This is a genomic window from Sphingobacterium sp. LZ7M1 (assembly GCF_024296865.1).
Taxonomy (GTDB): Bacteria; Bacteroidota; Bacteroidia; order Sphingobacteriales; family Sphingobacteriaceae; genus Sphingobacterium.
The window spans coordinates 3,072,743-3,091,734 of sequence record NZ_CP101134.1; the positions used below are offsets into that span (position 1 = coordinate 3,072,743).

Annotated in this window: 12 protein-coding genes, 1 pseudogene and 1 riboswitch; of the genes and pseudogenes, 5 read left to right on the forward strand and 8 right to left on the reverse strand. The window is 40.5% G+C overall.

All coding sequences use genetic code 11. The features are described from left to right. Positions 1–126: 126 nt before the first annotated feature. Positions 127–1,086: a glycoside hydrolase family 43 protein gene (locus NMK93_RS13285; protein ID WP_185213721.1), complete on the forward strand. Its 960-nt coding sequence runs from the start codon at positions 127–129 to the stop codon at positions 1,084–1,086. A gap of 90 nt (positions 1,087–1,176) precedes the next feature. Next, positions 1,177–2,049, forward strand: a complete 873-nt coding sequence (locus NMK93_RS13290) for a DUF72 domain-containing protein (protein ID WP_254527803.1) — start codon at positions 1,177–1,179, stop codon at positions 2,047–2,049. Between the two features lie 21 nt (positions 2,050–2,070). Here the strand turns inward: NMK93_RS13290 and NMK93_RS13295 are convergent. The 6 genes and pseudogenes from NMK93_RS13295 to NMK93_RS13320 form a co-directional block, all read right to left on the reverse strand. Further along, positions 2,071–3,732, reverse strand: a pseudogene (locus NMK93_RS13295) (PNGase F N-terminal domain-containing protein). Positions 3,733–3,741: 9 nt separating this feature from the next. Beyond that, positions 3,742–4,785: a ferredoxin--NADP reductase gene (locus NMK93_RS13300; RefSeq protein ID WP_185218371.1), complete on the reverse strand. Its 1,044-nt coding sequence runs from the start codon at positions 4,783–4,785 to the stop codon at positions 3,742–3,744. A 209-nt stretch (positions 4,786–4,994) separates the two neighbouring features. Beyond that, positions 4,995–8,090, reverse strand: coding sequence for a translation initiation factor IF-2 (gene infB / locus NMK93_RS13305; protein ID WP_254527808.1), 3,096 nt, complete (start codon positions 8,088–8,090; stop codon positions 4,995–4,997). A gap of 102 nt (positions 8,091–8,192) precedes the next feature. After that, positions 8,193–9,431 carry a transcription termination factor NusA gene (gene nusA / locus NMK93_RS13310; RefSeq protein WP_185213717.1) on the reverse strand — a complete coding sequence of 413 codons (1,239 nt, stop codon included), beginning with the start codon at positions 9,429–9,431 and terminating at the stop codon, positions 8,193–8,195. Positions 9,432–9,433: 2 nt separating this feature from the next. Then, complete coding sequence (gene rimP / locus NMK93_RS13315; RefSeq protein WP_185218373.1) at positions 9,434–9,898, reverse strand: ribosome assembly cofactor RimP; 465 nt, start codon at positions 9,896–9,898, stop codon at positions 9,434–9,436. 104 nt (positions 9,899–10,002) lie between these two features. Then, positions 10,003–10,776: a LexA family transcriptional regulator gene (locus NMK93_RS13320; RefSeq protein ID WP_185218374.1), complete on the reverse strand. Its 774-nt coding sequence runs from the start codon at positions 10,774–10,776 to the stop codon at positions 10,003–10,005. A gap of 111 nt (positions 10,777–10,887) precedes the next feature. Between NMK93_RS13320 and NMK93_RS13325 the strand changes: the two genes are divergently transcribed. Then, entirely contained in the window at positions 10,888–11,211 is a 324-nt protein-coding gene (locus NMK93_RS13325; protein ID WP_254527809.1) for a hypothetical protein, read from the forward strand. A gap of 75 nt (positions 11,212–11,286) precedes the next feature. On the opposite strand, the gene NMK93_RS13330 is transcribed toward NMK93_RS13325, so the two are convergent. Then, positions 11,287–14,409 carry a DPP IV N-terminal domain-containing protein gene (locus NMK93_RS13330; RefSeq protein ID WP_254527810.1) on the reverse strand — a complete coding sequence of 1,041 codons (3,123 nt, stop codon included), beginning with the start codon at positions 14,407–14,409 and terminating at the stop codon, positions 11,287–11,289. Positions 14,410–14,458: 49 nt separating this feature from the next. Further along, complete coding sequence (locus NMK93_RS13335; RefSeq protein ID WP_185218376.1) at positions 14,459–16,789, reverse strand: transglycosylase domain-containing protein; 2,331 nt, start codon at positions 16,787–16,789, stop codon at positions 14,459–14,461. 227 nt (positions 16,790–17,016) lie between these two features. Here NMK93_RS13335 and rpoN point away from each other — a divergent pair, with 227 nt between their 5' ends. Together rpoN and NMK93_RS13345 are read left to right on the forward strand one after the other, a co-directional pair. After that, positions 17,017–18,480, forward strand: a complete 1,464-nt coding sequence (rpoN, locus tag NMK93_RS13340; RefSeq protein ID WP_185213712.1) for an RNA polymerase factor sigma-54 — start codon at positions 17,017–17,019, stop codon at positions 18,478–18,480. 47 nt (positions 18,481–18,527) lie between these two features. Continuing rightward, a riboswitch (SAM-I-IV-variant riboswitch) is annotated at positions 18,528–18,622 on the forward strand. Between the two features lie 61 nt (positions 18,623–18,683). Then, on the forward strand, positions 18,684–18,947 hold the full coding sequence (locus NMK93_RS13345; protein WP_185218377.1) for a 5-oxoprolinase: 264 nt from the start codon (positions 18,684–18,686) through the stop codon (positions 18,945–18,947). Positions 18,948–18,992: the final 45 nt, after the last annotated feature.

Here is an 18,992-nt window from a genome sequence, read left to right on the forward strand (position 1 = left end):
CCTTTTTTCTTTAATACCCCAACCCATTCTTAGTCTAGGCTTAACCTAGTTCCCAAGAGCTAGAACCAATGAATTTGTAATCAGGGAAAATTTCTGTATTTTCAAATTCTTAAACCTATTTAAAAAATGAAAAACACTATTCTTTCACTGGCAGCAGTAGGCCTATTATTTTGCAGCACAAGTCAAGCACAACAAAATCCTGTTTTCGAAGGCTGGTATGCCGATCCTGAAGGCATCATTTATAATAATGAATATTGGATATTCCCAACATATTCTGCTCCGTACGAAGAACAGATTAAGTTTGACGCCTTTTCCTCAAAAGATCTTGTAAATTGGAAAAAGCATCCCAACATCTTGAACAATACGGAGGTAAAATGGGCCAACAAAGCTATGTGGGCTCCATCTGTAATTGAGAAAGATGGAAAATACTATTTCTTCTTTGGCGCCAACGATGTGCATGAAGGAGAAATTGGTGGGATTGGGGTAGCAGTAGCAGACAAACCTGAAGGTCCGTACAAAGATTTAATTGGAAAACCATTGATCAATGAGATCGTTAATGGCGCTCAACCCATAGATCAGTTTGTATTCAAGGATAAAGATGGTCAACACTACATGTTTTATGGTGGTTGGGGACATTGTAATGTTGTGAAATTAAGTGATGATTTTAAGAGCCTTGTTCCATTTGAAGATGGAACCATTTACAAGGATGTAACTCCAGAAAACTATACCGAAGGTCCATTCATGTTTATCAAGGACAATAAATATTACTTTATGTGGTCTGAAGGCGGATGGACAGGTCCTGATTATAAAGTAGCCTATGCCATTTCAGACACACCATTTGGTCCATTTGAAAGAATAGGCACAGTGCTTCAGCCTGATCCTAAGATCGCATATGGTGCAGGGCACCATTCGGTGATCAAGATCCCTAATGAGGACAAATACTATATGGTATACCACCGTCGTCCATTGGATAAAAAAGGTGCCAATGAACGCGAAACCTGTATCGATGAAATGAAATTCGATAAAGACGGTAAGATCCTGCCTGTACAGATGACATTTGAAGGCGTAAAACATGTACTGAAATAATGGATAAGAACCAAAAAGAAAAGCCATTCCTATACATGGGAATGGCTTTTCTATTTTTAACCTTATCTTAGTAGCCTCAAAGCATTTAACATGAAATTCGGAAAAGTAGACGATCCTAGCCATATTGATTTTTCTCTGCCAGCGACTCCCATAGAGACCGTCAAATTGTTGAACAAATATAAAAAAGATGATGATTTTGAAATATTTGTGGGCTACCCGAAATGGTCAAAGGCTGATCTGAAAGGCTTTTATCCACGCGGTACGAAAGATGAACTGAACCTCTATTCCCAAAACTTCAATGCAGTTGAATTTAATGGCACATTCTACCGAACACCGAGCAAGGAACAGGTATTGATCTGGAAGAACAGAACAACGGAAGATTTTAAATTCTGCCCGAAGTTTACCAATAGCATCAGCCATTATTCTAGATTAAACAATACCGATGAAAAGGTTGCGGCCTTTGTGGATTCTACGGTGCTTTTTGAAGAAAAGTTGGGCATGGCATTTCTGCAAATGCCAGAGAACTTTAGACCAAAGGCATTTGAAAGGTTGGAAGGTTTTTTGGAACGATTTCCAAAAGGATACCCCCTCGCCTTTGAAGTTCGTCATGAAGAATGGTATAATGACAAAGAGGTTTTAGAGAAATATCTGAAACTGCTGACCAGCACCAGGACAACGAACATCATTGTGGACACACCCGGGAGAAGGGATATGCTGAACTTTAGGCTGACCACTCCGGTAGCTTTTATTCGATTTGTGTCATCTACCGAAATACTTGACAAAGAACGGCTTGCCAATTGGGTCCTGAAGCTAAAAGAGTGGAAAGATGCGGGTCTGAAACAGGCTTATTTCTTTATCCACCAAAAAATTGATCCTGCAACTTCTTTCTTATCGACTGATTTTGCTGAAGAACTCAACAAAGAACTGCACTGCAATATTCCAATAGCAAAAAAGACGCTCTAAAAGCGTCTTTTTGTATTTCTGTTAAGGATATACCAAAGCTCCCGAGACGTTCCAAAAGCTAAAGCTATCGCCTTCGCGAGGTCCTTGTGGAATCTGTACTCGTACGGTATGTTTTCCAGCTTTCAAATCTCCCAAATCTATAAAGACAGGATTGGTAACTGTTCCTGGGCACTAATTCGACCTGCTCAAGTCGGAAGAAGACAATCCATCTTCAAAATTCCCACTGACTGGGTTATATAGTCGGTAGCTACCGCAATCTAATCGCCAAGGAGTGAACTGTGCCTGCAATTTACCATCCATAAAAATCTTATTGGGTTTAGGGACAAACTCATCTCCATTCCCCCAACCACCATGGCCAGTAGTAATATATCTTAGCTTCGCCCCTTTGATATCCTCTGTTAGGTCAAAGGTCAACTCCAATCCCTTTTCATCAGCAAACATGGTCGGATAGATCTGACCGCCCATTTCCATGATATTAGTCGTATTGAACAATGGCATAATCTTCATACCACTTGCATAATTGGATCCACCGGGATGAATGGTCAGCTCTAAACTAACCTTGTGGCCACCTTTGTCATAGTTTCCAATATAAGTACCGATATATACTTCCTTGCCTGAAAGCACGGAAAGGAATTCGGAAATATCTTGCCGGTAGATTACGCTATCTTGCCAGGTTTTACCCTTTAAAGCCAATCGATCATTAAAGTGAGAGACTCCAAATGGGGTAAAAAATCGCATGAGCTCAAATACTGGCGAGAATTCTGAAGTACGGACCATACCAGGATAACTGACCCCTGCAGAGTCTGTGACCTTTGGAAGGGTTTCCATTCCATTTTTCATTCCATCCAAAAAACTGATTTTTTGATCTTCAGCAATCAAGAAAACCGAGCCAGTCCTGTCATAGGCATCGCCATTTGATTTTTCGATCAACTGGATAAAGGCTTGGCTATTTTCGTCGACCTGAGGAACCTGTACTTTTTTGAGTATGACGGTACCTTCTGCAAACCTGAAAATAGAATCAGATTTGATTCCCGGTTGAAAACAGATCTGTTCATTTTGGAAAATAGGAATATGTACGAACCTACTCTTCCAAAGCTCGTCCCTATAGGATAGTTCATCTAGCAAATCTGCCTTATTAATTTCCGGAAGGTCCTTTGGCCAAGCTTTAAGCTTCTCAATTGAAGCAGCGACTAGCCCAGAATTGCCATTTCTGCGGTATTCTAGTACCAATCCTAAGCCTTGCCCCAAGTCATTTGGAGCTGCATTGATCGATAGATCATTACTGTATAATAATTCAATCTTATTGGAATTGACTGAGGTAACCACTTTTTTAGTCTTATGCTTTAAGATTTCAGTTCCAGCACCCTGTTCTTCATAAGCATACTTAGTCAAGGTTGTACTATCCACGGTACTGATCTGCTTTGAGGCAGATAAATAGGCAATCCGATAGACCTTTTTATTGGAATAATCAAAACTGGAGACCTCTGCAGGATAGCGTGCAGAACCCGAAACCAAACTCTCCTTGGTAATGAATGATTTTCCTTTCGTGGCGAAAACCACCACTGGATCTTGCTTCATCATGGCACCATCACGAAAATAATGGTAGGTGATTTTATAGGTTTCTTGGCCAAAGACCAGGTTGGCCAGTGAAAGAAACATTATGAGTACGAATCCTCTTTTCATTTTCAAATATTAATAGACTTCAATAGTAGTACCGTTTTCCATGGGATGTGAGGTACAGATCAAGCATCTTCCATTGTCCACCTCCCTGTCTGTCAAAACCTCATTGTAATCCATCCTGACAGCTCCTTTGGTAACTTGGGAGATGCAGGTGCTGCACATTCCCGACTTGCAGGAATATGGCAATTTGATCTTATGCTCTAACCCGATGTCCAGGATCGTCTTATCGTATGGAATGGTCATTGGATAGTCCTTGCCCTGAAACTTCAGAACAATATCATAGCTAGTCATGTCCACCGGTTCTTCTTCCTTCTCGTCCTCGTCTTCCTCTTCTTCAGGGAAATGAAAAGTTTCCCTTTTGATATCCGCTTCCGGAACACCCATTCCCAATAAGGTAAAGCGGACCAAGTCCATATAAAACAGAGGCCCACAGGTGTAGAAAACAGCTTCCTGCCCATCATTTAAATGCTCACGGATAAGATTCAAGATATAATCCCTGTTCAATCTTGCTGTCAAAAGGTTCTTGCTGTTGGACCAGATAAATTCAACATGCAATCGGTCCGGGTAGTCAGCTTGCCATTTTAGGAGCTCATCATAAAAGATGGTCTGCTCCTTGGAGCTATTGCTGTAGACCAAGACCACTTTAGTGTCAGTTTCCGCCACTAATGCAGTTTTCAGAATGGAAAACAAGGGAGTTACCCCTACTCCAGCCCCGAAAAGAAAAATTGTTCTTTTATTGTCTTCCGAAGGGATATAAGTAAATAATCCCTGTGGGTCCATTACTTGGATTTCATCGCCAACCTGCGTTTTATGGTGAAGCAATCTCGAAATCTCGCCATTATCCACCCGCTTTACGGTAATCTCATAAGGCTCATCAACCACCGGACTACTCGAAAAGGAATAGGAACGTCTAACTTCGCGCTCGCCAAAAGCAAAAGCCAAGGTTAAAAATTGCCCAGCTTTATAAGGGGGATAGTTCCCTGAAATATCTTCAAATCGAATGGATATATTGTGATTGGGTTGTTGAATGATCTCTGAAATCCTGAATGTAAACATGATGTTAAAGATAACAGCTTACAATAGAATTTTCAAATAGAAATAGTCAATAGGACATCAATAAAACATAAGTAAGCAGCATTTTCCATAAATAATTGCGAAGCGGAGGTATTCCATAGTAAGTTTAAGTTGGCTCAGCGAGTTAGGCACAAAAAAAGAGGTTTAACCTTGCGGTTAAACCTCTTGTGTTATTTTGTTGAAGCCTTGGATTAAAGCTTACGTTTTACTTCTACTTGTTCGAATGCTTCTACAATATCTTTCTCTTGGATATCGTTAAATCTCTCAATGCTCAAACCACATTCGTAACCTTGTGCAACTTCTTTCACGTCGTCTTTGAAACGTTTCAATGAAGCTAATTTTCCGGTATGGATTACTACACCTTCCCTGATTATGCGCACATCGTTATTTCTGTTGATCTTACCATCAAGAACCATACATCCGGCGATTGAACCGACTTTGGAGATCTTGAATACCTCACGGATTTCAACCTCAGCAACGATTTTCTCTTCAAGTTTCGGTGCCAACATTCCTTCCATCGCAGATTTGATCTCTTCGATCGCATCATAGATGATGGAGTAAAGACGAATATCAATCTGTTCGTTCTCTGCCAACTTACGGGCATTTTGAGTAGGACGAACTTGGAAACCGATGATGATCGCATCTGAAGCAGAAGCTAATAATACGTCTGACTCAGAGATAGCACCAACTGATTTGTGAATGATATTAACTTGGATTTCATCCGTAGACAGTTTCAATAATGAATCGGATAATGCTTCGATTGAACCATCCACATCACCTTTAACAATGATGTTAAGTTCTTTAAAGTTACCGATCGCAAGACGTCTTCCGATTTCGTCAAGGGTAATGTGCTTAGTAGCACGCATACCTTGTTCACGTTGTAATTGTAGACGTTTGTTAGCAACCTGACGAGCTTCAGATTCACTTTCCATAACGTAAAGTTTATCACCCGCAGTTGGAGCACCAGACATACCTAAGATCTGTACCGGCATGGAAGGTCCTGCTTCTTTTACGCGTTCGCCGCGCTCATTCGTCAAGGCCTTAACTTTACCAGAATAAGATCCCGCTAAGATTGGATCACCAATTTTCAAGGTACCTCCCTGTACAAGTACAGTCGTTACAATACCTCTACCTTTATCTAAAGCAGCTTCGATAACCGAACCTACAGCACGTTTTTTAGGATCTGCCGTCAGTTCAAGTAATTCTGCTTCTAATAATACTTTCTCTAATAATAATTCAACGTTCTCACCCGTTTTAGCGGAGATCTCTTGAGCTTGGTATTTACCACCCCAATCCTCAACTAAAATGTTCATGATGGATAGTTGCTCACGGATCTTATCTGCATTTGCACCAGGCTTATCCACCTTGGTGAAAGCAAATACGATAGGAACGTTTGCAGCCATCGCGTGGTTGATTGCTTCTTTTGTTTGAGGCATCACCGCATCATCCGCTGCAATCACGATAATAACGATATCCGTTACTTGAGCACCACGAGCACGCATCGCCGTAAAGGCTTCGTGACCTGGAGTATCTAAGAATGTGATTTTCTTACCACCTTCTAATTGTACGGCATATGCACCAATGTGCTGGGTAATACCACCGGCTTCACCTTTGGTTACATTCGCTTTACGGATGTAGTCAAGTAAGGATGTTTTACCGTGGTCAACGTGTCCCATTACCGTAACGATAGGCGCTCTAGGAACCAAACGAGTTTCATCGTTTGCTTCTTCTAGTTCTGTTGTTTCCTCATCCTCAGGTTTGATAAATTCAATTTGGAATCCGAATTCATCAGCTACGATTGCCAATGTTTCAGCATCCAACCTTTGGTTGATCGAAACGAACATACCCAAGCTCATACAAGTACCGATAACCTGAGTAACAGGAACATCCATTAAGTTTGCCAATTCATTCGCTGTAACGAATTCTGTTACGCGCAATACTTTTGACATTGCTGCTTCTTCCATTGCTGCTTCTTCAGCAGAAAGCGCTATATCATCACGTTTTTGACGGCGTAATTTCGCACGTTGAGCAAATTTACCGGATTTACCAGCACCGCTCAAGCGAGCAAGTGTTGCTTTGATTTGATCTTGGATTTCCTTTTCAGTAGGTTCTTCCTTCGGTGTATCAGGTTTTCTGTTTCTATCATTACGACCTCTGTTGTTACCATGTCGGTCGTTGTTAGGATGATTTCCACGGTTTGGTCTGTTTCCACCTTGGAATGGAGGGCGATTTCCGCCATCTTGTCTGTTGCCATGTTGTTGTCCATGTCCCTGTCCAGCTTGACCTTGGTTTTGACCTTGTTGGCCTTGTCCTTGATGTCCTTGACCTTGATGGCCTTGACCATGTCCAGGACCACCATGTCCAGTGTTAGGTTTGTTCGTACGCTTGCGCTTACGTTTGTTGTCATGTTGGTTCCCACCAGCATTATTTGACGATGAAGCAACTGGCTTGTGTGGTTTAGATACAGGCAACTGAATCTTGCCAACTACTTTAGGACCGCTTAAAGTCTCTGAACGTGCGCGGATTACATCATCGACAGGTTCAGCTTTAGCAGCAGGTTTTTCTACTTCTTTATTTTTTTTCACCTCTTCAGGTTGTTTTTCTATCTTTTCAGATTTCTGTGGCTGTGCAACCTTCTCAGGCTGTACTGGCTTTTCTGTTTGAACTGGTGCCTCTTCTTTCACAGGTTGAGCAGGTTTTACAGGTTGTTCAACAACCGGCTTCTTCTCTTCAACTTTGGCGACCTCTTCTTTCTTAGGCTCTACTTCCTGTTTCGCAACTGGAGCTTCTTCTTTCTTAACCTCTACTTTCTTCTCTGGTTCAGCAGGTTTTTCTTCTTTAGGCTCAGGTTTAGCAGCTGGCTTACCACGCTTCAAACTATCCAAGTCTATCTTACCTACCACCTTCAGCGCTGATCCCGAATCTTCTTTCTTCGTATCCTCAGCAGGCTGGGCATTCTCCGTAGAAGCATTTTTAATCAGGATTTCCTTCACATCAGCAGGGTTTTCCTTTTCTTCAGTAGATTCAGGGCTAGAGCTAGCAGTGCCTGTGGCTGGACCTTCTTCACGGCGAATCTTGCCGATAACTATTTGTTTAGCCTCGTCTTTAACAATCTTATCACCCTGAAATTCTTTCAAAAGAACGCCATACATCTCAGGGCTCAACTTCGAACTTGGTTTAGAGTCTACATCAAACCCTTTCTTAACCAAATATTCTACAGCCGTGCCTATCCCAATGTTGAGCTCTTTTGCCGCCTTAAGCAAGTTTATACTTTTACCTTCTGTCATCTACTATTTCCTAAATATAATTTCGTACTACAAAAATATGTTTTTTTACAAGGATTTAACAATTTATTATAAATTGTTAAACCCTCAGATTCGAACTTTTTATTATTCGAATTCCGCTTGTAAAATACGTAGGATCTCGCGAATGGTATCTTCTTCTAAATCCGTACGTCTTACAAGTTCTTCTTCGGACAGTGCTAATACAGATCTAGCTGTATCTAAACCAACGCGTTTAAACTCGTCGATAATCCATCCGTCAATTTCATCTGCAAATTCTTCGATGTCCACATCTTCCTCTTCTTCTCCGCTCTCACGGTAAACATCGATTTCATAGCCAGTTAATTTACCGGCCAATTTAATATTGTGTCCACCACGACCAATTGCCAAAGAAACCTGATCTGGTTTCAAGTAAACAGCCGCGGTTTTGTTTTCTTCATCAATCTTGATTGAAGTAATACGCGCAGGACTTAATGCACGCGTAATATATAAAGAGTGGTTGGTTGTAAAGTTGATTACGTCGATGTTCTCATTGCGCAGCTCACGAACGATACCATGGATACGAGATCCTTTCATACCAACACAAGCTCCAACAGGATCGATACGGTCATCATATGACTCTACAGCTACCTTAGCGCGCTCTCCTGGTTCACGAACGATCTTCTTAATGGTAATCAAACCATCAAAGATCTCAGGAACTTCTAATTCAAACAATCTCTGCAAGAATTCCGGAGCAGTACGTGAGATAATAATCTTAGGATTATTGTTCATCATGTCCACTTTGTCAACAACCGCACGGATGCTATCTCCTTTTTTGAAATAATCCGCAGGGATTTGCTCACTCTTAGGAAGGATCAACTCATTTCCATCCTCATCTAATACTAAGATCTCTTTTTTCCAGATCTGATAAACCTCACCAATCACCAACTCACCTTCACGATCTTTATATTTCTTGAAGACTTCGTCTTTCTCAAGCTCAAGGATTTTAGAAACCAATGTCTGACGAGCTGCTAAAATCGCACGTCTACCAAAGCTTTCTAAAGTAATTTGCTCAATGTAATCATCTCCTACTTCTAAATCTGGATCATATTTGTGCGCTTCTTCCAATTCGATTTCTAGATCATCATCTTCTGAGAAACCATCTTCCATAACTACACGCGTACGCCAGATCTCTAAGTCACCGTTATCTGGGTTGACAATAACGTCTACATTCTCGTCAGTTCCAAAACGTTTGCGGATCATACTGCGGAACACCTCCTCCAAAACGGTAATTACGGTTGGACGGTCGATGTTCTTAAAGTCTTTAAACTCTTGAAACGAGTCAATCAAGTTTATATTAGTACTCATTCTTATTTAAATGAAATTAACACCTTTGTTTCCTTTATATGTTCTAAGGGAATTTCAGCTTGTTGCAACACAGCTTTCTTTCCTTTTTCTTTTACTTTCTCTTCTATGCTGATCGACCCGTCATTGATTGCCAATAACTGTCCTTCTCTTTTCGTTCCATCCTGCATCTTAACCTGAACATCTCTACCGATATTCTTCTCGTACTGTCTGTTCAATAACAAAGGGGAATCAATTCCTGGAGAAGAAACCTCCAAGCGATAGGCTTTATCAATTACGTTTTCTTCTTCTAAATGAAAACCAACATGGCGACTCACTTGAACACAATCTTCAATTGCGATCCCATTATCTCCATCCAGAAGAATCTCTAAAACGCCATTCTTTAAAAACCGAACACTTACAATAAATAAATCCGGTCTGTCGGCGATTTTCTCTTCTACTAACTCGATTACTCGATTTTCAACCTGCATATTTTAAAAAATGAATTAAAAAAGGGGGCATACCATGCCCCCTTCCTTTCAGATAGTACAAAGGTACAAAATGTATTTCTTATTTACAAACCATGAATTAGATGTTAATTTTTATCGACTACTGAATTGATAGTTTTCTGCATTTGCGCCATCATGGTAGACAAAGCTTCCAAGGTCGGCTCTGGATTAGGCTCAGGCAATTCTGTACTCACAAACCCTTTCGCCTTCCACACCTCCAATATCTCATTTGCAGAAACCCAATATGGTTCGTAGGTCTTATTGTCTGATACCAGTTTCAGACCTTTATCTTCTTTAAACTTCTGACCAATCCTCTTATAAACGATCCCCTCGTCTGAAGACACGATCACATAAGTCTGGCCAGGTTTGATATCATGCCAATTCTCTACATATTCAGCGATGATCAAAGATCCCGAGGCTAACGGCAACATGGAATCACCTTTGATCTCAAAAGCCCTATAGGTACCTTGATTAAACATTGGCAAAGAAAACTTTGGCAGCTCACTAACATATTCAGGATCTGCATAGCCATTCAAATATCCAGCACTCGCCTTAACCGGAACTAACTCAATATTTTCTCTATCATTGGAATCAACGGTCACACTTAGTACCCTCAGGTTGGAGGCATTGCTTTTTGGCGTAGGCTTCCATTTATCATCAATCTCATCATTGGCCAATTCATCCATACTCAAATCGTAGAACTCTGCTATCTTTTTTAGCAACTCATATTTAGGCTCTGCCCTATCCTCTTCATACGCGCCTACAGAAGCACGCTTAATTTCCATTAAATCAGCAAACTGCTGCTGGGTTAATCCTTTTTTCTTCCGAAGATATTTAAGATTTGATGAGATATTAGCCATAGATTTTTTTTATTTAATTTTTGGAATACTAAATTTATTAGTAATATTGTGCCAATAAAATTAGCAAAACGATTGCAAATTACCAAATAATTTAGCTAAAACAAGAATAAAATGAATAAATACTATACTTATATCGCAACAGATTCTAATCGCAAATTCTTACAGGCGGGATTTAGCCAAGATTTAAATTCAGTTTATCAGGATTTTCAGAGCACACAGGAGCCTACGCTCTTTTCCTTTGCCATGTTAAACCGTATCGTTCTAGTGGAAACCCATAACAGTTTGTTTGAAGCCGACAGAAGATTGCAGGAACTAAATTCTATGGGAAGGATTGTTAAAGAAAGATTGATCCGCAAGTCAAACCCAAATTGGCTTAGCTTATGTCCCCATCTATCAAAATTCGGCGCAAACAAAAAAGCCGTTGTTTATGCATAAGCTATAAACAACGGCCTTAACAACCTTTCCCTACACTAATCTCACTCTGCTCTCGCTCTTTTCTAAGTAGTTAGACTACCAACCCGGCGCAAAGTTTAATCCAAAGGTTCCAAATTTCTCCCTTGTAGGATTATTCAACTGAATAGCATAATAAGGCTCTAATATCATTGCCCCAAACAGGTTCACACGAAGTGATATACCAGCACTGAACACTGGCATGGTTACCCTTGGGTCATAACTGCTATAGGTCTGTCCATTGATGTTTTCACTAACGATATCATCATCTGTCTTCTTCCATTTCACGATACTGTTATTGCTCCAAGCCAAACCGCCATCAATAAAGAAGTTCAGGTCTGAAAATAGCAACCCCGAAGGAATTACGGCCAGTTTCTCAGGCCCTGTAAATGGCAATCTCACTTCAAAGTTTCCAACGACCATCTTAGAACCTGACAGGTCATTGTAGCCAATCATACTGTTAGGACCAAATGAATTGGACTCAAATCCACGGACCATATAAGGATAACCTATATATATATTGTAAAGCCTGTCGGCATCGGTACCCATACGCATATAAGAATACACCCTTGCTGCGATTGTTACCGGTTTGATCCTTTGGTATTTTCTCAGATCGACATTCAGTGCAGTAAAACTATAGGTACCGAAATACTGCTCCGCTCCTAGCCTATATCTGAAGCCCTGCAAAGGAGCTGCAATACCGAAAACGGCGTTATCACCGACAAAACCTGCGTTTACCTGCATGAGGTTAAAAGGATCCAGATTAGACACACCTAAAGCTTTTGCGGCCTCATCATTAGGGACACGCTCGCGGTTGCCATAGTAGTTATAATAGCTTTGGGTAAAACGGTCAACACGGTAGGAGTTATAAGAAATGGCTCCACCAGTTTCAAAACGATGGTGCCTGTTAAATGGATAGGCCACGAACGCATCAGCCTGGCTCTGGAAAGACCTCACCAAATACTGATCGATCACCGGCTCTACGCCATTACCTAAATCCCTTTGATCAAAATTATAGAAGCCAAAGCGGTATGGAATATGCGATAAAGATCCACCCCAATTCCAACGGCTTCTCTGATTGATATAAGCTACCTGTCCACCAAAATCATAGATTTCACCATTGATGTTCAAGGCTGCAAAAATCTGGTTGTAACCTAAGATATCTGAAAACATCCCTTGGATACCAGAGTTTATTCCTGCTCCGTACCTAGAACCCACGGACATCCCGACTCCACTATTCGCCAAGTAATCCAATTTGAATTTTGGTTTATATGGGATGTTCTGAATTTGCGAATTTGAGATCCTTCCATAAGCATTGAAGTTATAAAGGTTGGTATTCACCACATCAACCCCTCTACTCTGAACTGGTGGCAACATGGCTGCCTCAAGGTTCACGACACCCGGATCAACGGATTTGGTTTCAAACTCAGAACTTTTCGCTTTATAAATCGAGAAGGAATTATTCTTGAAATAAGAATAGATGATGTCATCATTGGCAGAAACGCTCATTGCCGGTGAGTATTCCGTAATTCCACTGATCCCCGTAAAGAAATCAGTCATTCTCTCCACATGACCACCGTCTATCACGATACGGTACATATTTCTAAACCCATCACTATTTGACAAGAAATAGATCTCTTTTCCTGAAGATGAAAAATGAGGGTTTAGATTATTTGCCCCTGGAAAAACAGGGATATTTTTTATTTCTTTCGTATTGACATCGACAACAGCCAAGCCCATTGGAATATCAACGCTTCTGCTTGAAGATTCCAAGGACATCCTGTCCGTACTGAATACGATATACTTTCCATCCCTTGAAAAACTAGGTTGGAAATCTGAATATTTATCGTCAGTTAACTGCTTTAGATCTTTTGACTCCAGATCATAGGTATAGATATCGCTTCTTCCATTCTTCAAACCGGAGAAAGCCACCAAACTTCCATTTGGCGCCCAAGTAATATTGGTAAACTCTGTAATGTCACCCATTGCCTGCACCGTCAAAGTCCTACCCGTACCAATATCCACGATCATCAACTTATTCTTGCCCTCACTGAAGACAGAGAAAGCAAACTTCTTGCTATCTGGAGAAAATGTACCGGCAGATTCTATAAAACTAAATTCATCGATATCCTTATTGGTGAGTCGGCTACCCAGCTTCCTTACAATATTACCCGTTTCGGCATCGGCCAGGAACAGGTCGATACTGAACATATCCATCTCTGACAGGAAAACCACATATTTACCATCAGGAGAAATTGCAGGAGACACATTCATCCTTCCTGCATTCTTGGTAGATAGCAATAACTTACCAATCGGATTAGAAGTCGTATCCTTACCTATATTTCTATAGGAGTTCTCCATACTGTTCTTCCACAAGGTAGACATGGTCTGCGCATCATAGCCAAAAACACGTTTTATTGCGTTCTCATATCCGTATTTTGCAGTCTCAATAAATAGAGGCATAATTACGGTATCTCCATAAGTGGACCCTAAATACGACCAGAAAGCCTGGCCATACCGATAAGGGAAATACTTGCTTGACTGTTCTGTCATCTGCCTCAAGCTAGGCAGGTCATTTCTAGCATACGAATCACGCATCCACATGGATGTAAAAGCATCTTTCTTTCCAATGGAAAAGTACTCAGCCATCCCTTCTACCATCCACAACGGCAGGTTTGCAATATTCTCCAATCGCGTTGAATCCCCACCTTCGATCAACACCCTATACTGGAATGCATGGACCAATTCGTGCCCCAATACATGCCTAGTCTGTTGGTTGATCTGCATGATCGGCATCACGACACGCTGTTTAAAAGCTTCCGTAACACCACCCGTACCTACACTGATCTCTCCCGATATGGCGGTTGTTTGCTGGAATTCAGGATGGTTATTATATAGGATAATTGGGTTTTTTCTCGAAAAGGTATCTTGAAAGACCTGTTGATGCAATTCATACCACACCTCAGATTCCTTTGCAAGCCAATTCATCATGGAATCATTTTGCAAATAATAATAAATATTGAAATGTGGGGTATCATAAACTTTGAAATCAAGCTTCTTATACCTCATCTTATTCTGCCCGAAATATTGGGCACTAGCTTGTCCTGGCATCAAGGCCATACATACTGCCAAAACAAGATTAATGCATAAAATTCTCGCAAATAGCATATGGTTAAATTTCATAACTGATTATTAGTCAATAAAAATAATAAAATCAATTCACTTCAGTCGATTAATTCGTCTCCTCCTGTTGCTCTTCCGTGTTATTTTGATTAAGTAAATCAGGTAGAACAATATTAGGAATCTCAGCATCAGGATTCAAGCCCTCTGTACTGCTACTATCCTGACGAACACGCACTCTAGGTCCTGGACAGTTGTATTTCTTGGTAATTTCAACTGTTGATTCCGGAAATTTCCCAAAGGTCACCCCTAATTCAGGATGTTTATAAAGCTCTTCCATAAACAGGGCATATATCGGTAATGCAGTCTTAGACCCTTCTCCAGTTGCAGAACTCTTAAAATGTATGCTTTGTTCATCACAACCTACCCACACTCCAGCAACCAAATCTTTCGTTACCCCCATGTACCAACCGTCAACATAATCTGAAGAAGTACCTGTTTTACCACCGATTTGATTCTCATCCTGAAAAAGATCCCATTCCCATAAAGCTTGGGATGTGCCCCCCGACTCTTCGATGGTACCCCTAAGCATATAGCCCATTAACCAAGCATTTTCAGCAGTAATTGCCTCCTTCGTAGTGGTTTTGAATTCAGCCAATACCTTTCCATCCTTATCTTCAATCCTTGAAACCAATACCGGCTCCGTACGCTTTCCTTCATTCATGAAGGTGCTATAACCCCTGACCATTTCAAAAACGGAAACATCATTCGAGCCCAATCCAACTGACGGAACCGACTCCAATTTACTATCAATACCACATTTATGAGCCATCTCCACAACCTTATCCCAACCTACTTTCTCTGTTATCTGTGCAGTAACCGTATTTAATGAACGAGCCATGGCATGTCTTAGCGACAAGTCACTGTGAGAAAATGACCAATCCGCATTTTTTGGCTCCCAGATCTCATGCTCCCCTTTATTGTTAATGAATTCAATTTTTACTGGTTTATCGGTGAATTTATCACATGGTGCCATACCAGACTCCAAGGCTGCTGCATAAGCAAAAGGCTTAAAGGTAGATCCAGCCTGTCTTTTCGCTTGGTTTACATGGTCAAATTTGTAATAGTTGTGATTGATACCACCAACCCAAACTTTAATATTTCCATTGTATGGGTCCATGACCATCATTCCTGTATTCAACATGGTCAGGTAATGTTTCAGCGAATCCATGGTCGAATAATCCACTTTCTCCATTCCATCCCAGGTAAAGACCTCCATGGATTTTTTCTTGTTCAACTCCTCAAAAACCTTGGCTTCATCATTGTATTTTTTCATCAATGATGCATAAGCCGGAAGTTTTTTCGCATGGTCTTCCAAAAAATTAGGGATCACATTACCTTCTTTATCTCTCCATGGCAGATCATTTCCCCAAACATTGTCCAGACGCTGTTGCAATTCCTTCATCTTGGTTGAAACAACCGTTTCAGCAATTTTCTGCATCCTGGAATCAATAGTTGTATATATTTTCAGACCACTGGTATAGATATCTATTTCGTTTTCTTCACCCCATTCTTCCAACCATTTTTCGACTGCCGTACGAAGGTAGGAATCGTTGGAATTGCGAACTTCCTGATTATTCAGGTTCAAGCCCAAGGAATCTTTACTCAGGGTTGCTACTTCATCCTTTTTCAGATAACCTTCTTTTTCCATTTGGTTTAGAACGACGTTTCTACGTTGCAGAGCGTTCTTAGGATTTCTGATTGGATTATAATAGGTAGTACCCTTCAACATACCGACCAAAACAGCAGCTTCATTGACGGTAACTTCACTTGGCAGCTTATCAAAATACCTTACAGATGCCGACTTAATACCGTAGGCATTATTGCTAAACGAAACGGTATTCAGGTACATCGTCAAGATTTCTTCTTTGCTGTATTTGCTCTCCAATTTGAAGGCAGTCATCCATTCCTTGTACTTTGTGACCAACAGACCAACTCCCGGGATCTTCCCTAACAGTCCTTGAGCATCCTTGTAGCGAGTTCTATATAAATTCTTTGCAAGTTGCTGGGTAATAGTACTTGCTCCACGATCACTTCCACTTAAAGTTGAAAACACTCCGCCAAACAACCCAATAAAATCCACCCCATGATGCTTTCTAAAACGAACATCTTCAGTAGCAATTAGGGCATTAACGATATTTGGAGAAATACTATCATAAGGGACAGGATCACGATCTTGCTTGTAATAGCGACCGATTAAAACAGAGTCGGCGGTAAAAAGTTCGGAAGAAACATTCAGTTCAGGCAACAATATTTCTTTCTTAGTAGGCGATGATCCGAACAAGCCTAGGAAGTTAATTTGTACCGCGCAAGTAAATAAGATAATAAAGTAAATAACAATCAGTGCGATACGCAAAAATTTGTTCCGGACTCGTCTAAACATACGGTAAATATGAACAAAACTTTGGAAAAAATCATATCAATTCGCCCAAAAATGAACCTTGAAATGAAAATTAACGAAATTTAACAAATGAAATTTTTGGTTTTTAACTAGGCTGTTTTTCCGAGACTTATAATAGCAAAAACTGTTCCTAAATTCTCTTTTGTTTACAACAATTTTATCTTATTGAATATTATTCCCTATTTTTACCTGACTTATTTATCGGGGACATGTTAAAGCAAACACTACAACAAAAATTATTACAGAAACTTTCACCGCAACAAATTCAATTCATAAAATTGCTTCAGGTACCTACTGTATCATTAGATGCCCGTATCAAAGAAGAACTTGAAGAGAATCCAGCCTTGGAAGATGGTAGTTTGACCAACATGAACGACCCTGTCGAAGAATACCCAGACAAAGATCCGGATGACGACTTCAACATGGAAGACAATAGCTATGATGACGAATTCAGCGTAGATGAATATATCCAGGAAGACGACTATAAAGATTACGGTGGAGGTTATGACCATGATGATGAGGATGGTAAAAAAGAAATCCCTATCGCAGTCCAAGATTCCTTCTTTGAAAATCTTCAAAATCAGCTTGACTTACTTGCCCTTTCTGATAAAGATTATGTACTAGGCCAACAAATCATCGGTTCCTTGGATGATGATGGTTATCTGCGCCGACCTATCCTTTCTCTGATCGACGACCTAGCCTTTTCCCAAAATGTCATCGTTGAAGAAGATGAGGTTGAAGAGATGCTGAAAATTGTTCAAACCTTTGACCCAGCGGGAATTGGCGCCAGAAATCTTCAGGAATGCTTGAGCATACAACTTCGTAAGAAAGATCAAAATAATCCAATAATTCAACAGGCCCAATTGGTTGTAGAGAACTACTTGGATGAATTCACCAAAAAACATTACGACAAAATCGAAAAGCAATTGGGAGTAAACTCCGAAGAGCTTAAAGAAATTGTAAACGAAATCTTAAAACTGAATCCAAAACCAGGCGATTCAGGAGCTGTTGCTGGTAAGCAATTGCAGATTATCCCAGATTTCCATATCTCCAACAACGACGGTGTCCTGCACCTGACCTTAAATGGCAGGAACGCACCAGAGCTTCGTGTGTCCCGCTCCTACCAGGAAATGTTTGAACATTACGAAAAAGCCGAAAAGAACGACAAGAAAATGCGTGAGGCCGTTCAGTTTGTTAAACAGAAACTGGACTCTGCAAAATGGTTTATCGACGCCATCAAACAAAGACAGCAGACTTTGTTGAAAACCATGAATGCCATTATGGAATATCAATATGACTATTTCCTAACTGGTGATGACAGAATGCTGAAACCTATGATCTTGAAGGATATTGCCGACAAGATCGAAATGGACATTTCAACGGTTTCCCGTGTAGCGAATTCCAAGTATGTCCAAACCGAATTTGGCACTTTCCTTTTAAAATCTTTCTTCTCTGAAGCCATTCAGACTGAGTCCGGTGAAGAGGTTTCCAACAAGGAAGTCAAGAAAATCTTGGAAGAATGCATCGCCAATGAGGATAAGAGAAAACCTCTGGCAGATGAGAAACTAACAGAGATTTTAAAAGAAAAAGGCTATTCCATTGCCCGTAGGACAGTTGCAAAATATCGCGAGGCCATGAATATCCCTGTTGCCCGCCTGAGAAAAGAATTATAGAAAATTTTAATTGACACTTGCATATTAAAATATAATCTACTAAGTTTGTAGAGTATTCAGAATTGCAGATGCAATACCAACCGAGTGAGAGACACCGCGGTGGTAAATCGATACGGGCGACAAGCCAAAATAAACGAATATTGCAAAGTCTTTTAAGACGCCTCTGAATGCAATTATGGTTAAACCCTTTAAACATTAATTGTATGTCGAACACAACAAAACCCTTACACCAGCACCTAGTGGAGAAATTCCACCACTATTCCACCAACGAATTAGTTGTATTGAACAATGATTTGGTAAAATCCAATTGGGGTGCAAACAAAACAGCTTTTAGGACTGCATTGATTTCCGCACTATCCAATCGCGGAATCGATCTGTCAGCCATAATCAGTACGGAAGACGGCTTTACCCAGATCCAAAGTGTCCCAGTGAAACTATCTGAAAATAAATTAATTCCTTTATGTTAAGTTAGGAGATTTGAGATTTGAGATTTGAGATTTGAGATATAAAGG

Coding starts and splice junctions, on each gene's coding strand:
- NMK93_RS13285 (WP_185213721.1), top strand. CDS start 127: ATGAAAAACACTATTCTTTCACTGGCAGCAGTAGGCCTATTATTTTGC.
- NMK93_RS13290 (WP_254527803.1), top strand. CDS start 1,177: ATGAAATTCGGAAAAGTAGACGATCCTAGCCATATTGATTTTTCTCTG.
- NMK93_RS13300 (WP_185218371.1), bottom strand. CDS start 4,785: ATGTTTACATTCAGGATTTCAGAGATCATTCAACAACCCAATCACAAT.
- infB (WP_254527808.1), bottom strand. CDS start 8,090: ATGACAGAAGGTAAAAGTATAAACTTGCTTAAGGCGGCAAAAGAGCTC.
- nusA (WP_185213717.1), bottom strand. CDS start 9,431: ATGAGTACTAATATAAACTTGATTGACTCGTTTCAAGAGTTTAAAGAC.
- rimP (WP_185218373.1), bottom strand. CDS start 9,898: ATGCAGGTTGAAAATCGAGTAATCGAGTTAGTAGAAGAGAAAATCGCC.
- NMK93_RS13320 (WP_185218374.1), bottom strand. CDS start 10,776: ATGGCTAATATCTCATCAAATCTTAAATATCTTCGGAAGAAAAAAGGA.
- NMK93_RS13325 (WP_254527809.1), top strand. CDS start 10,888: ATGAATAAATACTATACTTATATCGCAACAGATTCTAATCGCAAATTC.
- NMK93_RS13330 (WP_254527810.1), bottom strand. CDS start 14,409: ATGAAATTTAACCATATGCTATTTGCGAGAATTTTATGCATTAATCTT.
- NMK93_RS13335 (WP_185218376.1), bottom strand. CDS start 16,789: ATGTTTAGACGAGTCCGGAACAAATTTTTGCGTATCGCACTGATTGTT.
- rpoN (WP_185213712.1), top strand. CDS start 17,017: ATGTTAAAGCAAACACTACAACAAAAATTATTACAGAAACTTTCACCG.
- NMK93_RS13345 (WP_185218377.1), top strand. CDS start 18,684: ATGTCGAACACAACAAAACCCTTACACCAGCACCTAGTGGAGAAATTC.